The sequence below is a fragment of the Leptothrix cholodnii SP-6 genome (assembly GCF_000019785.1).
Classification (GTDB): domain Bacteria; phylum Pseudomonadota; class Gammaproteobacteria; order Burkholderiales; family Burkholderiaceae_C; genus Sphaerotilus; species Sphaerotilus cholodnii.
The window spans coordinates 1601454-1615454 of sequence record NC_010524.1; the positions used below are offsets into that span (position 1 = coordinate 1601454).

Sequence of the window (14001 nt, forward strand, 5' to 3'; positions counted from 1 at the left end):
CGGCGTCGATGAAGTCACTGCCCAGCTACGCCGACCTGCCCGAGGGCGACGCTCACCTGCGTGAGCATTGCATCCAGGGCACGCAGGTCTACCGCGGTCACTTTCTCGACGTGCGCCGCGACGAGATCGCCCTGCCCGACGGCGGGCGTGCCGCGCGCGAGTACATGGTGCATCCGGGGGCGGTGATGATCATCCCGCTGCTCGACGACGGCCGGCTGCTGCTGGAGCGCCAGTTTCGTTACCCGCTGTCGCGCGCGGTGATCGAGTTCCCGGCCGGCAAGCTCGACGCCGGTGAGTTGGGCATCGTCTGCGGCGTGCGTGAACTGCAGGAAGAAACCGGCTACACCGCCGCCGAATGGGCCTACGCGGGCGAGCTGAACAACGCCATCGCCTATTCGTCCGAACGCATCGAGATCTGGTTCGCGCGCGGTCTGCAAGCCGGCCCGGCCTCGCTCGACGAGGGCGAGTTCCTCGACGTGTTCGCCGCCAGCGCGCAAGAACTCGCCGACTGGATCCGCGACGGCCTGGTCTGCGACGCCAAGACCATGATCGGTCTGCTGTGGCTGCAGCAATGGCGCAGTGGCCAGTGGGGCCTGAACTGGGCGTCAGCCGAGCAGCAGATCGCCGCTCGATAATGACGGCACCATGAAGGTGCTCAACTTGCAGTGTGAAGCCGGCCACGGCTTCGAAGGCTGGTTCGGATCCGAAGCCGATTTCGTCGACCAGCAGCAGCGCGACCTGATCGCCTGTCCGGTGTGTGGCGGCTCACAGGTGCAGCGCATGCCGTCGGCGCCACGCCTGAACCTGTCCGGCGCGCGCGAACCGGCGCCGGCCACTGCGAAGTCCTCGGCTGCTGCTGTCTCCCCGACCCCTGCCGGCGCCGCCCAGGTGCCGGCGCGCCAGCTGGCCGAGGCGGCTTATCTGCAAGCCGTGCGTCATCTGCTGCGCAACACCGAAGACGTCGGCCCGCGGTTTGCCGAAGAGGCCCGCCGCATCCACTACGGCGAGGTCGAGCACCGCCACATCCGCGGCCAGACCAGTTCCGATGAGGTGCGCGAGCTGCACGACGAGGGCATCGAGGTCTTCAACCTGCCGATCCCCGCCGGCCTGGACGGCCCGCTGCAGTGAGCCGGCCCGGCGCCTGAGCGCGACCGCGCGCTCACAGCAGGCGCTGCGGATTCATCAGTCCCTGCGGATCGAGCGCCGCCTTGATGCGCTGCATCAGTGCCAGCGCGACGGGTGACTGGTGTCGCAGCAGTTCGTCGCGCTTGAGCACGCCGATGCCGTGTTCGGCCGAGATCGAGCCGCCGTGGGCGTTCACCAGGTCGTAGACGCGCCGGTTGACCGCATCCTCGTTCGCGACCAGGAACTCGGCCGGTGCCACGCCTGCGGGTGCCATCACGTTGTAGTGCAGGTTGCCGTCGCCCAGGTGGCCGAAGTTGACGCTGCGGGCGCCCGGGCATTGGGCCTGCACGGCGGCGTCGGCCTGTACCACGAAGGCCGGGATGCGCGACACCGGCAGCGCGATGTCGTGCTTGATGTTCAAGCCGTCGGCCGCCTGGGCGAGCGGGATGGTCTCGCGCAGGCGCCAGAAGGTGCGCGACTGCGTCAGGCTCTGCGCCACCAGGGCGTCGTCGATCAGTCCGGCGGCCACTGCGTCGGCCAGCAGCGATTCGAGCAGGGTGGCGGCGTGCTGCTCGTTTCGGGCGTCGGACACTTCCAGCAGCACCGTCCACGGCGCGGCCGGCATGGACGGCAGTGCGGCGGCCGCGAAGTGCTGCTGCACCAGCGCCAGCGACTGCGCGTTCATCACCTCGAAGGCGGTCAATGTGGCGCCGCTGCGGGCCTGGGCGCGCTGCAGCAGATTCAGGCAGTCTTCCAGCGTGGCGCAGGTGGCCAGCGCCGTCAGCACCGCACGCGGCTGCGGATACAGCCGCAGCACCGCCGCGGTGATCACGCCCAGCGTGCCCTCGCTGCCGATGTAGAGATCACGCAGGTCGTAGCCGGTGTTGTCCTTGCGCAGGCCGCGCAGGCCGTCCCAGATCTCGCCGTGCGGCGTCACCACTTCGAGGCCCAGGCACAGCTCGCGTGCATTGCCGTAGCGCAGCACCTGCACGCCGCCGGCGTTGGTGGCCAGGTTGCCGCCGACCGTGCAGCTGCCTTCGGCGGCCAGGCTCAGCGGCAGCAGCAGGTCGGCCGACGCGGCCGCCTCCTGGGCGGCTTGCAGGATGCAGCCGGCCTCGACCGTCAGCGTCAGGTTGGCGGCGTCGAGCCGGCGCACCCGGTTCAGGCGCTGCAGCGACAGCAGCAGCTGCGCGCCCGACGCGTCGGGCACCGAGCCGCCGACCAGGCCGGTGTTGCCACCCTGCGTGACGACCGCGACGCCGTGGGCGGCAGCCAGGCGCAGCACCTGAGCGACTTCATCGGTCGAGCCCGGCCTGAGCACCGCCAGCGCGCGGCCGTGATAGCGGCGCCGACGGTCGATCTCGTAGGCGCTCAGATCGCCGTCGCACAGCACCTGCTCGGCGCCCAGGCACTGGCGCAGGGCCGCGAGCAGCGCGGCAGCCTGCGCAGTCACGCAGGCGGCCCCGCCAGCCCGGCTTCGGCCGGCACCACCCGCGCAGCCGCCAGGCGGGCGCGCACGTGCAGGGCGCAGGCGACGAACAGCAGCACGCTCAGCAGCACCTCGATGCCGGCCAGCCAGGCCGACAGGCCGCCTTCGCTGGTGGCGCGCACGGCGCCTTCGGTGAAGTACATCCACACCGCCAGGCTCATCCAGCGGTAGGTGTAGAGCCGCATGCGCCACAGGCCGGGCACGGCCAGCAGCGCCGGCAGCACCTTGATGGCCAGCGTGCCGCGACCGGTGGGCGCCAGCACCAGCTCCCAGGCCAGGCCGAGCACCACCAGCGCGATGCAGCAGACGAGCGCCAGCCAGCGGCTGCGCAGCACCCCGGCGGTCGGGATGGGGGAGGGTGGGGATGAGGGCAGGTGGGATGTCACGGAACGCAGTCTTGAGGGTCGGCAGCAGGGTCTGCCGGCCGGCGCATGGCAGGCCTTTGGCATGATAGCCAGCATGAATGGTTCCCCCCGCCACACCGGCCGATCCCGTTTTCGCCTGATGCGCCAGAGCCTGTCCCACGCCTGGCGCGAACTCCAGCACTGGCCCTGGCTCGACACGCTGCGCACGCTGCGGCTGCGTTTTCGCGAAGACCGCCTCGGCGTCACCGCCAGCAGCCTGACCTTCACCACCACCATCGCGATGGTGCCGATGGCCACGGTGATGTTCGCGGTCTTCACCGCCTTCCCGATGTTCGGCACCTTCCGCAAGGCGCTCGAGACCTACCTGATCCAGAACCTGGTGCCTGACCAGATCGCCAAGCCGGTGCTGCTGCAGCTGAGCCAGTTCGCGCTCAAGGCCAACCGGGTCGGCGCGGTCGGCCTGGTGCTGCTGGGCATCACGGCGATCGCGCTGCTGCTGACCATCGACCGCGCGCTCAACGCGATCTGGCGGGTGCGCCAGCCGCGCCCGATCGCGCAGCGCGTGCTGGTGTACTGGGCCATCGCCACGCTCGGCCCGCTGCTGCTGGGCGTGAGCCTGTCGATCACGTCCTACGCGCTGTCGGCCTCGAAAGGGTTCGTCAGCGCGCTGCCGGGTGGTGTGTCGCTGATGCTCGACCTCACCGAGCTGGCGCTGATGGCGGCCGGCATGGCGGCGCTGTTCCGCTTCGTGCCCAACACGCCGGTGCGCTGGGTGCACGCGATATCCGGCGGCGTGTTCGTCGCCATCGGCTTCGACCTGGCCAAGCGCGCGCTCGCCTGGTACCTGGGCCTGGCGCCGACCTACACCACCATCTACGGCGCGTTCGCCACGGTGCCGATCCTGCTGATCTGGATCTACCTCGGCTGGGTCATCGTGCTGCTGGGTGCGGTGATCGCCGCCTACGCGCCGAGCCTGCAGATGCGGGTGGTGCGCCACGCCCCGACGCCCGGCTGGCGCTTCACGCTGGCGCTGACGCTGCTCGGCGAGCTGGCGCGCGCGCAGGGCAGCGAGCGGCGCGGCGTGTCGGCGGCCGAGCTGGCCGAGACGCTGCGGCTCGATCCGCTGCAGATCGAGCCGGTGCTCGAACAGCTGCTCGCGCTCGACTGGATCGGTCGCCTCGAAGAACCCGGCGATCCGCGCCTGGTGCTGCTGGTCGATCCGGCCACCACCGTCGTGCAGCCGCTGGCCGGGCGCCTGCTGCTGGCGCCGCTGCTGTCCAACCAGGCCTTTGCACAGGCCAGCGGCTGGCAGGACACCCGTCTGGCGGACATCCTGCCGCCGATGCGCCCAGCCTGACCGGGCCGCCGCTGCGTGCGGCGCTATGGGCCCGATCCGACGGGCACGCGCCGACTATCTGCGCCCGCAACGCCTTGCTTATCGAAGCCTTGCCGCGCCCGGCGGTTTTTATGCTGTGCGTCAATTTCAGCCTGGATGTCCCGGGCCGAGCTTGACTGGCAGGACCGCCGTGCGCATCAATACGCCGAACACCCAGAGGGAATACGTGTTCCCGGCCGGAAAGACGCTGGTCTCGACCACCGATCTGAAAGGCCGCATCACCTACTGCAACCCGGCCTTCATCGAAGTCAGCGGTTACTCTCGAGAAGAGCTGCTCGGCCAGCCGCACAACCTGATCCGCCACCCGGACGTGCCCGAAGAAGCCTTCCGCGACCTCTGGCGCACCATCGAGGCCGGCCAGCCGTGGTCGGGCCTGGTCAAGAACCGCCGCAAGACCGGCGACCACTACTGGGTGCTGGCCAACGTCACGCCGCTGATGGAGGGCGACCGGCCGAGCGGCTACCTGAGCGTGCGCACCGAAGCCACGCGCGAACAGATCGACGCGGCCGAGGCGCTCTACGCGCAGATGCGTGACGAGCACGCGCGCGGGCGGCTGGTGCACGTGCTCAGCGGCGGGGCCGTGATCCGGCGCACGCTCGGTGGCCGGCTGCGCCGCTGGGTGTCGTTCGACATCACCAAGGCCGTGACCGGGCTCAGCCTGCTGACGGCGTACGCCGGCTGGTCGATCGCCCAGTTCGGCAGCAGCGGCTGGCTGCTGGGCGCCGAGTGCGCGGCGGTGGCCGCGCTGGCGGTCGGCTCGGCGTGGCTGACCCGCCGCCTGCTGCTCGGGCCGTTCGAGGGCCTGAACCTGTTCGCCAACCGCCTGGCCGCCGGCGACCTGACCGGCCGCATCGCGGTGCACCACGGCGGCGTGGTCGGCCAGTGCGAGCGTGCGCTCAACCAGCTGGCGGTCAACCTGCTGGCAACCGTGCGCGATGCCCGCGCCGGGGTCGACAACCTGCGCGGCACCGCCTCCGAACTGGCGGCCGGCAACACCGACCTGTCGAGCCGCACCGAATCGCAGGCGTCCAGCCTGGAACAGACCGCCGCCTCGATGGAAGAGATCACCGGCACCGTCAAGCAGAGCGCCGACTCGGCGCGTGGTGCGGCCAGCTTCGCCGAGCAGGTCAACCAGGTGACCGTGCGCAGCGCCGACGCGGTGCACAGCGTCAGCGAGACGATGGACGACATCAGCCGCTCGTCGGCGCGCATCAACGAGATCATCCAGGTGATCGACGGCATCGCCTTCCAGACCAACATCCTGGCCCTCAACGCGGCCGTGGAAGCCGCGCGAGCCGGCGAGCAGGGGCGTGGGTTCGCGGTGGTGGCCGCCGAAGTGCGCTCGCTGGCGCAGCGCACCTCGACCGCGGCACGCGAGGTCAAGCAGCTGATCGAGGACTCGGCCAGCAAGGTCGCCACCGGCGCACGGCAGACCGACGACGCCCGCTCGGCGATGGACGAGGTGCTCGAATCGGTGCGACGCATGAACGCCCTGGTCGGCGAGATCGACAACGGCGCCACCGAACAGCTCACCGGCATCTCGCAGGTCAACGAGGCGGTCGCCCACATGGACAGCCTGACGCAGCAGAACGCCGCGCTGGTCGAGCAACTGGCCGCCTCGGCGATGGCTGTGCGCAGCCAGAGCGAGGGCGTGGCCGAGGCGGTCAGCGTGTTCCGGCTGCACCGCAGCGATCGGCACGACATCCCCGATGCGGTCGAACTGCGGCGCCGGATGAAACGCGAGCGCGCCGCCGCCCACTGATCGCAGCGTCAGATCAGCGCGCGCCGCAAGGCCTGCAGCAGGCCTTCGGGGTCTTCCTGCATCAGGTCGTGGCCGGCCTTGGGCAGGCCCAGGCGCTGCGCCGCCAACGCGGCCGTGACGTCTTGCGCTGCGCGCGGCGCGGTCATCCGGTCACGCTCGCCCACCACCACGCTGCAGCGCGTGGCACCGGCTGCGGCCACTCGCGCGGCCGCGGCCATCCCGTCCTGGTAGGCGTTGCAGATGCCGAAATCGTGGTGGAACAGGTTGTGCTCGACGCCCGCCGATTCGCCCGCCGCCATCGAGCGCGCCAGCACCTGGCGCATCAGCTGGCGGCTTGCGCCGTGGTGCCAGGTGCCCGGGCCGGGATTGCCGGGTTTGGCGCCCAGGCTGCTGTGGGCAAAGCTCACCACCATCTCGATCGCCTGCAGCGGCTGTTGTGCCGCCGTGGCCAGCAGCGCGGCCGACACCGGCATCGGCACCGCCGTGCCGACCAGCACCAGATGACTGACGTCCAAGGCCGAGCCGACGGCCCGTGACGCCGCTTCCAGCGCGATCAGCGAGCCCATGCTGTGGCCGATCAGCGCGACGCGGCGCCGCCCCAGTCGATCGAGCAGCGCGAGCAGCCAGTCGGCCAGCGCGCCGACGTCCGGCAGCACCGGGCCGCCGCTGCGGCCGTGGCCGGGCAGATCGGGCACCAGCACGTCCCGGCCGTGATGGGCCAGCCAGCGCGCCGGCAGGGTCCAGACGCTGTGGTCGTTGAGCGCGCCGTGCAGCATCACGACGCAGGGCCGGGCGTCGGCCGCGCTGGTCTCCCAGGCTCGGCCGCCGGTGTAGGCGTAGACGCTGCCGCCGTTCGGGTGGTCGATCAGCATCAGGCAGCCCTCGTCGGATTGGCGGGGCTGGGCGTCGCACCGGTCTTGGCGACGGTCTTTTCGGCCACCTTGAGCGCGCGTTTCAGGTCGTCGATCAGGTCGTCGGCGCTCTCCAGGCCGATCGACAGCCGGATCGTGCCCGGCCCGATGCCGGCGGCGGCCAGCGCCGCGTCGTCCATGCGGAAGTGCGTGGTCGAGGCCGGGTGGATCACCAGCGAGCGGCTGTCGCCGACGTTGGCCAGGTGCGAAAAGATTTCCAGCGCCTCGATGAACGCGGCGCCCTGGGCCCGGCTGCCGCGCAGGTCGAAGCTGAACACCGCGCCGCAGCCGCGTGGCAGCAGGCGCTGCGCCAGCGCGTGGTCGGGGTGATCGGGCAGCTCGGGGTAGGCGATGCGAGCCACCATCGGTTGCGCGGTCAGGAACTCCACCACCCGGCGGGTGTTCTCGATGTGGCGCGCCATGCGCAGCGCCAGCGTCTCGATGCCCTGCAGCATCAGCCAGGCGGTGTGCGGGCTCATGCAGGCGCCGAAGTCGCGCAGGCCTTCGCGACGCGCGCGCAGGCCGAAGGCGCCGACGCTGCTTTCTTCGGCAAACACCATGCCGTGAAAGCCCGCGTAGGGCTCGCACAGCTCGGGGCAGCGGCCGTGGGCGTCGTGCGCGGCCTGCCAGTCGAAGTTGCCGCCGTCGACCAGCACGCCGCCCACCACCGTGCCGTGGCCGCACAGGAACTTGGTGGCCGAGTGCATCACCAGCGCGGCGCCGAGTTCGGTCGGGCGCTGCAGCCACGGCGTGGCGAAGGTGGCGTCCACCAGCAGCGGCAGGCCGTGATCGCGGCCGAGTTGCGCCAGCGTCGGGATGTCGAGCACGTCCAGCCCGGGGTTGCCGAGCGTCTCGCCGAGCAGCAGCCGGGTGTTCGGGCGGATCGCGGCGCGCCAGCCGTCGATGTCGCCGGGGCGCACGAAGGTGGTCTCGATGCCCAGCCGCGGCAGCGTGTACGCCAGCAGGTTGTGCGAGCCGCCGTACAGCGCGCTGCTGGCCACCAGGTGCTGGCCGGCGCCGGCCAGCGTGGTGATCGCCAGCAACAGCGCGGCCTGGCCGCTGGCGGTGGCCAGTGCGCCGACACCACCATCAAGCGCGGCCATGCGCTCCTCGAACACGGCCGTGGTCGGATTCGACAGCCGGCTGTAGACGTGGCCCGGCCGCTCCAGGTTGAACAGCGAGGCGGCGTGTTCGGCCGACTCGAACACGAACGAGGTGCTCAGATACAGCGGCACCGCGCGTGCGCCGGTGGCCGCATCCGGCGGGCTGCCGGCGTGCAGCGCCAGCGTGTCGAAGCCGGGGTCGGCTGCTCCGGGCATGGGGTCTCCTGTTGGCTGGGAGGCAGAATTGTGGGCTATATTGCCGCGATACCCCCATGCCAGAGGAGGCCATTCATGAAGGTCAGCGACATTCTGCGAGTCAAGGGCAGCACCCTGTTCACCGTGCAGCCTCAAGAGGCCCTTGCCGTGGCTGTGCAGACCATGAGCGACAACGACATCGGCTCGCTCGTGGTGATGCACCACGGCGACCTGGTGGGCATGCTCACCTTCCGCGAGGTCATCGCCGCGGTGGTCAAGAACGGCGGCACCGTCGGCCAGAGCACCGTGCGCGGCGTGATGGACGATCACCCGCTGACCTGCACCCCCGCCACCGAGATCGACGAGGTGCGCCGCATGATGCTCGAGCGCCATGCCCGCTACATGCCGGTGGTCGACGGGCGAACGCTGATGGGCGTGATCTCGTTCTACGACGTCGCCAAGGCGGTGGTCGACAGCCAGGACTTCGAGAACCGGATGCTCAAGGCCTACATCCGCGACTGGCCGGTCGAGGCCGACGAGGGCGCCGAAGAGGTCAAGCCGGCCGCCTGACGGTTGCGCCGCGTGCGCCCATGAAAAAGGCACCTCGTCGAGGTGCCTTTTTTGTTGTGCGCCGACGCGGATCAGTGCATCGCGGCTTCGATCAGTCCCATGTCGGCGCTGCTCATCAGCGATTCGATGTCCATCAGGATCAGCATGCGGTCGGCCACGCTGGCGATGCCGGTGATGTAGCTGGTGTCGACCGCGGCGTTGATCTCCGGGGCCGGCCGCACGGCATCGCCGGGCAGTTCGAGCACGTCGGAGACCGAGTCGACCACCGCGCCGACCACGCGGCCGCGGATGTTGAGCACGATCACGACCGTGAAGCTGTTGTAGTCGGCGCTGTCGCAGCTGAACTTCAGGCGCAGGTCGACGATCGGCACGATCACGCCGCGCAGGTTGACCACGCCCTTGAAGAACGGCGCGGCGTTGGCGATGCGGGTGGGCGGCTCGTAGGAGCGGATCTCCTGCACCTTCAGGATCTCGATGCCGTATTCCTCGGTGCCGAGGCGGAAGGTCAGGAACTCGCCGCCGAGGTGGCTGGAGCCGGCACCGCGCTGGGCGTTGCCGGTGCTGCGTCCGGGCGCATTGCTGCCGTGCTGGGTGTTGGCGGTCTGGGCCATCTGGGATTCAAGAACCATGCTCATGCTGTGCCTCGCTGCGGACGCTGGTCGGATATTCGGTCCCCGTGCTGCCTGCTCGGAACCGGCGTGCAGGTGGGGTGCTCGGATCCGATTGTTCGCCTGCATCGGGGTCTTCGAATCGCCGAGCAGCAGGGCATTCGCCGCCCATCTCGATGCATCTGGCCCGAGCTGACCGGCAGGCCGTCGGCGCCCGGGCCCGCACCTACAATCGACGCCCCACGCCCATCCTGGCCCACCCACCGACCCTGGTTCCGACGATGTCCGGCAGCACTTTCGGCTTACTTTTCTGCGTCACCAACTTCGGTGAGAGTCACGGCCCGGCGATCGGCTGCGTCATCGACGGCTGCCCGCCCGGCATGGCGCTCGGCGAGGCCGACATCCAGCCCGACCTGGATCGCCGTCGCCCCGGCACCAGCCGGCATGTGACGCAGCGCAACGAGCCCGATCAGGTCGAGATCCTGTCGGGTGTCTACGAAGGCCGCACCACCGGCACGCCGATCTGCCTGCTGATCCGCAACACCGATCAGCGCAGCAAGGACTACGGCAACATCCTCGACACCTTCCGCCCCGGCCACGCCGACTACACCTACTGGCGCAAGTACGGCCTGCGCGATCCGCGCGGCGGCGGCCGCTCGTCGGCGCGCATGACCGCGCCGATGGTGGCCGCCGGCGCGGTGGCCAAGAAGTGGCTGCGCGAGCAGCACGGCATCACCTTCACCGGCTGGATGAGCGCGCTGGGCGAGCTGCCGATCCCGTTCGAGGACGAAAGCCAGATCCCGCTCAACCCCTTCTACGCCCCCAACGCCGCGGTGGTGCCGCAGCTCGAGGCCTACATGGACGCGCTGCGCAAGTCCGGCGACTCGGTCGGCGCACGCATCGAGGTGCGCGCGCGCGGCGTGCCGGCGGGCCTGGGCGAGCCGCTCTACGACAAGCTCGACGCCGACATCGCCTACGCGATGATGGGCATCAACGCGGTCAAGGGCGTCGAGATCGGCGCCGGTTTTGCCAGCGTGGCGCAGCGTGGCACACAACACGGCGACGAGCTCACCCCGGCCGGCTTCGCCAGCAACAACGCCGGCGGTGTGCTGGGCGGCATCAGCACCGGCCAGGATCTGGTGGTGTCGATCGCGATCAAGCCGACCAGCTCGATCCGCAGTCCCAAGGCCTCGATCGACCGCGCCGGCGCGCCGACCGTGGTCGAGACGCTCGGCCGCCACGACCCCTGCGTGGGCATCCGCGCCACGCCGATCGCCGAGGCGATGCTGGCGCTGGTGGTGATGGACCACGCGCTGCGCCAGCGCGCCCAGTGCGGCGACGTGCAGCTGCCGATCCCGCCACTGGCCGCTCAGGCGCCCCGCACCGAGACAGCCCCGGCCACGCCGCCGCTCGACGCCGGCGACGACATCGAGGCCTGAGCCCGGCCGCAGCCGGGCCGCGTCAGGCGGCCTTGCGCTGTGCGGCCTGCACCAGCCAGCCGGCGATCTCGTCCAGTCCCAGCACGGTTTCGGCGGCGCCCAGGCGCAGCGCCTCCTTGGGCATGCCGTAGACGATCGAGCTGGCCTCGTCCTGCGCTGCGGTGATGGCACCGGCGTCGCGCATCTCGCGCAGGCCGCGGCAGCCGTCGTCGCCCATGCCGGTCATGATCAGGCCGACCGCATTGCGCCCGGCACATTGCGCCACCGAACGGAACAGCACGTCCACCGACGGCCGGTGGTGGTTGATCAGCGGCCCGTCCATCACCTCGGCCACGTACTGCGCGCCGTTGCGCTTGAGGCGCAGGTGGCGCCCGCCCGGGGCGATCAGCACCCGGCCGTTGATGACGCGGTCGCCGTTGCGTGCCTCCACCACCTCGACCTCGCAGATGCGGTCGAGCCGGGCGGCGAACTGGGCGGTGAACTTCTCCGGCATGTGCTGCACCACCACCATGCCCGGCAGGGTGCGCGGCAGAAAGGGCAGCACCCGTTCGAGCGATTGCACCCCGCCTGTCGACAGGCCCAGCGCGATGACGCGGTCGGTGGTCAGGGCCATCGCATCGCTGCGCGGGCGAGCCGCTGCCGCGCCGCTGCCACCCGCCGATGCCGCACCGCTCGTCGCCGCCCGTGCCGCACGGGCGACCGTGACCGCCTTGCTGCCCGCCATCACTGCGCCCAGGTTGGCGCCGGCGGCGGCCCGCACCGCCTCGACCAGGCCGTTCGAGCCGTCTTCCAGGAACGCCCGCAGGCCCAGCCTGGGCTTGGTGACGAAGCTCACCGCACCGGCGGCCAGCGCCTGCAGCGTGGTCTCGCAGCCGGCTTCGGTGAGCGTCGAGCACATCACCACCGGCGTCGGCCGCTCGGCCATCAGCTGGCGCAGGAAACTGATGCCGTCCATGCGCGGCATCTCGACATCGAGCACCAGCACGTCGGGCCAGCGCGCGCGCATCTTGGGCAGCGCGAACAGCGGGTCGGCGGCGGTGGCGATCACCTCGATGCCCGCGGCTGTCAGCAGATCCGACAGGTGCTTGCGCACCACCGCCGAGTCGTCGACGATCATCACCCGGATGGCGGCCATGTTTCTTCTCCCTGTTGTCGTTCTGGCGGGGCGGCGGGGTGGTCAGCGCTCGGAGCGGCGCATCTGCACTTCACCGGTCTTCATGTTCAGGCGCACGGTGCGCGGCACGTTGTCGCCGACGTCGACACCCATCAGCTGGAAGCCGTGGCGGTCGACCAGCGACCAGCCGATCTCGATGTTGCGCACGCCGACGTTGGGCTTGTGCGCGAGGTGGCCGGGCAGGGTGTCGGCGCCGCCGTAGAGGTGGGCCTCGTAGTCGTGGCAATGGGTGCCCATGTGGTGCACCGCCTCGACCAGCAGCTCGATCGCGTCGGTGCCGTAGCGGCCGTCGCGCGGCAGGCCGGCGCCGCCGTTGCGCTCGGGCAGCAGGTAGTGGCACATGCCGCCGATGCGCCGCTTCGGATGCCACAGCGTGACGGCCACGCACGAGCCCAGCAGCGTGCGCACGGCGCTGGGCTGGTTGCCGAAGTAGAGCTGTCCGGGCATCAGCAGCAGGTCGTGCCCGGGCGGTGCCTTGGCCACCACGCCGGCCGGCAGGTCAGCCGCCGTGTGTGTAGACGGCAGGCGCGACGGAGCGAACCGGGAGTTCGAGGTTGGCGAGCGATTCAGCATGGCCGGTGTAGAGAAGCCCGTCGGGCTTGAGGTGGGCGAGCACGCGTCGCACGATCCTGGCCTTGCCGGGCGGGTCGAAATAGATCAGCACGTTGCGCAGGAAGATGATGTCGAACTGCCCCAGGTCGCGCGGCATCTCCTGCATCAGGTTGGCGCAGCGGAAGCTCACGCGCTCGCGCAGGGCGCGCTGGATCAGCAGCTGGCCGGCGTAGTCGCCCTCGCCGCGCAGGCAGTAGCGCTTGAGCAGTGCCTGCGGCAGGTTGCGCGCCCGCTCCATCGGGTAGAGCGCGCGCTGGGCCTGCTGCACCACCGCGGTCGACAGGTCGGTGCCGATCACCGACCAGTCGCGCCGCCCGAGTTCCTCGGCCAGCAGCATGGCGATGCTGAAGGCCTCCTCACCCGACGAGCTCGCCGCGCTCCAGACCCGCAGCGGCCCGTCCGGCGGCTGGTCGCGCAGCAGTTGCCGCAGGTGATCGAAGTGCTCCGGCTCGCGGAAGAAATAGGTCTCGTTGGTGGTCAGCTTGTCGACCACCCGCGTCAGCTCCTTCGGGTCGGCGGCTTCGAGCAGCGCGTGCACGTAGTCGTCGAGCCGGGCGTGGCCGGCGTCCTGCGCCATGCGTTGCAGCCGGCCTTCGACCAGCGGCTTCTTGGCGGGGCTCAGGCGGATGCCCGAGACCCGCGCGAACATCGCCGTGACGGCCTCGAACGATGCGGTCGACAGCGTCATTGCAGCACCCGTCCGATGCGGGCGTGGCTGGCGATCTCGTGGCTCAGCGCGTCCTCGTCGAGCACCCGCTCGAGCGCCAGCACCGGCACGATCTCGCCGCGCAGGCGTGCCATGCCTTCGAGGAAATCGACGCGGATCTCGGTGCCCAGCGGCGGTGCCAGCTCCAGCCCGGCGGCGGGCACGTCGGCCACCTCGTGCACCGCATCGACCAGCAGGCCGAGCGTCTGCGACGCGCGGTCGGCGTGGCCGATCACCTCGACGATCACGACGCAGCTGCGCCGCTGCAGCGTGGCCTCGCACAGGCCCAGCCGTGCACCGAGGTCGATCACCGGCACGACGGCGCCGCGCAGGTTCATCACGCCGCGCACGAACGGCGGCATCAGCGGCAGCGCGGTCAGCTGGCTGACCTTGAGGATCTCGCGCACCCGGTCGATGCCGATCGCATAACGGTGTTCGCCCATGGCCAGGCGCAGCACCTGTCGCGCCACCGCGGGCGCAGCGTCGACAGGAGGCAGGGTGTAGGCGGTTTCCGGATTCTGGATTTGCATGCTGGATCCTGTGCGG

The 14001-nt window shown here is 70.7% G+C and carries 15 protein-coding genes; 6 read left to right on the forward strand and 9 right to left on the reverse strand.

The window, feature by feature from the left end; all coding sequences use genetic code 11:
* Positions 1 to 8: 8 nt before the first annotated feature.
* Complete coding sequence (locus LCHO_RS07560) at positions 9 to 635, forward strand: NUDIX domain-containing protein (protein ID WP_012346545.1); 627 nt, start codon at positions 9 to 11, stop codon at positions 633 to 635.
* A 10-nt stretch (positions 636 to 645) separates the two neighbouring features.
* The gene (locus LCHO_RS07565; protein WP_012346546.1) at positions 646 to 1128 is read left to right on the forward strand and encodes a DUF1178 family protein; all 483 of its coding nucleotides are present in this window, start codon (positions 646 to 648) and stop codon (positions 1126 to 1128) included.
* Positions 1129 to 1159: 31 nt separating this feature from the next.
* Here the strand turns inward: LCHO_RS07565 and LCHO_RS07570 are convergent, their stop codons facing one another.
* Both LCHO_RS07570 and LCHO_RS07575 read right to left on the reverse strand, forming a co-directional pair.
* A complete protein-coding gene (locus LCHO_RS07570) occupies positions 1160 to 2578 on the reverse strand; it encodes an FAD-binding oxidoreductase (protein ID WP_012346547.1) in 1419 nt (472 codons plus the stop codon).
* Complete coding sequence (locus LCHO_RS07575) at positions 2575 to 3000, reverse strand: DUF2069 domain-containing protein (protein WP_050757311.1); 426 nt, start codon at positions 2998 to 3000, stop codon at positions 2575 to 2577. The genes LCHO_RS07570 and LCHO_RS07575 overlap by 4 nt, the downstream gene beginning before the upstream one ends.
* A 118-nt stretch (positions 3001 to 3118) precedes the next feature.
* On the opposite strand from LCHO_RS07575, the gene LCHO_RS07580 reads away from it, so the two are divergent.
* Both LCHO_RS07580 and LCHO_RS07585 read left to right on the forward strand, forming a co-directional pair.
* On the forward strand, positions 3119 to 4336 hold the full coding sequence (locus LCHO_RS07580) for a YihY family inner membrane protein (RefSeq protein WP_043704005.1): 1218 nt from the start codon (positions 3119 to 3121) through the stop codon (positions 4334 to 4336).
* A 169-nt stretch (positions 4337 to 4505) separates the two neighbouring features.
* Entirely contained in the window at positions 4506 to 6137 is a 1632-nt protein-coding gene (locus tag LCHO_RS07585; RefSeq protein WP_012346550.1) for a methyl-accepting chemotaxis protein, read from the forward strand.
* Between the two features lie 8 nt (positions 6138 to 6145).
* On the opposite strand, the gene LCHO_RS07590 is transcribed toward LCHO_RS07585, so the two are convergent.
* Both LCHO_RS07590 and LCHO_RS07595 read right to left on the reverse strand, forming a co-directional pair.
* Positions 6146 to 7009 (reverse strand): alpha/beta fold hydrolase, encoded by an 864-nt coding sequence (locus LCHO_RS07590; protein ID WP_012346551.1) that lies wholly within the window; start codon positions 7007 to 7009, stop codon positions 6146 to 6148.
* A complete protein-coding gene (locus LCHO_RS07595; RefSeq protein WP_012346552.1) occupies positions 7009 to 8367 on the reverse strand; it encodes an O-acetylhomoserine aminocarboxypropyltransferase in 1359 nt (452 codons plus the stop codon). The genes LCHO_RS07590 and LCHO_RS07595 overlap by 1 nt, the downstream gene beginning before the upstream one ends.
* Positions 8368 to 8442: 75 nt before the next feature.
* Between LCHO_RS07595 and LCHO_RS07600 the strand changes: the two genes are divergently transcribed.
* On the forward strand, positions 8443 to 8916 hold the full coding sequence (locus LCHO_RS07600) for a CBS domain-containing protein (protein WP_012346553.1): 474 nt from the start codon (positions 8443 to 8445) through the stop codon (positions 8914 to 8916).
* A gap of 71 nt (positions 8917 to 8987) precedes the next feature.
* On the opposite strand, the gene LCHO_RS07605 is transcribed toward LCHO_RS07600, so the two are convergent.
* On the reverse strand, positions 8988 to 9551 hold the full coding sequence (locus LCHO_RS07605; RefSeq protein WP_012346554.1) for a chemotaxis protein CheW: 564 nt from the start codon (positions 9549 to 9551) through the stop codon (positions 8988 to 8990).
* Positions 9552 to 9805: 254 nt separating this feature from the next.
* Between LCHO_RS07605 and aroC the strand changes: the two genes are divergently transcribed.
* Positions 9806 to 10963, forward strand: coding sequence for a chorismate synthase (gene aroC, locus LCHO_RS07610; RefSeq protein WP_012346555.1), 1158 nt, complete (start codon positions 9806 to 9808; stop codon positions 10961 to 10963).
* A gap of 22 nt (positions 10964 to 10985) precedes the next feature.
* Here aroC and LCHO_RS07615 read toward each other — a convergent pair whose 3' ends face one another.
* From LCHO_RS07615 to LCHO_RS07630, 4 genes are read right to left on the reverse strand one after another with little or no spacing between them, the layout of a single operon-like run.
* Positions 10986 to 12098 (reverse strand): protein-glutamate methylesterase/protein-glutamine glutaminase, encoded by a 1113-nt coding sequence (locus tag LCHO_RS07615; protein WP_012346556.1) that lies wholly within the window; start codon positions 12096 to 12098, stop codon positions 10986 to 10988.
* 42 nt (positions 12099 to 12140) lie between these two features.
* Positions 12141 to 12620 (reverse strand): chemotaxis protein CheD, encoded by a 480-nt coding sequence (locus tag LCHO_RS07620; protein ID WP_150105428.1) that lies wholly within the window; start codon positions 12618 to 12620, stop codon positions 12141 to 12143.
* A gap of 16 nt (positions 12621 to 12636) precedes the next feature.
* Entirely contained in the window at positions 12637 to 13437 is an 801-nt protein-coding gene (locus tag LCHO_RS07625) for a CheR family methyltransferase (protein WP_012346558.1), read from the reverse strand.
* Complete coding sequence (locus LCHO_RS07630; protein WP_012346559.1) at positions 13434 to 13985, reverse strand: chemotaxis protein CheW; 552 nt, start codon at positions 13983 to 13985, stop codon at positions 13434 to 13436. Before LCHO_RS07630 ends, LCHO_RS07625 begins: the two co-directional genes overlap by 4 nt.
* Positions 13986 to 14001 lie beyond the last annotated feature (16 nt).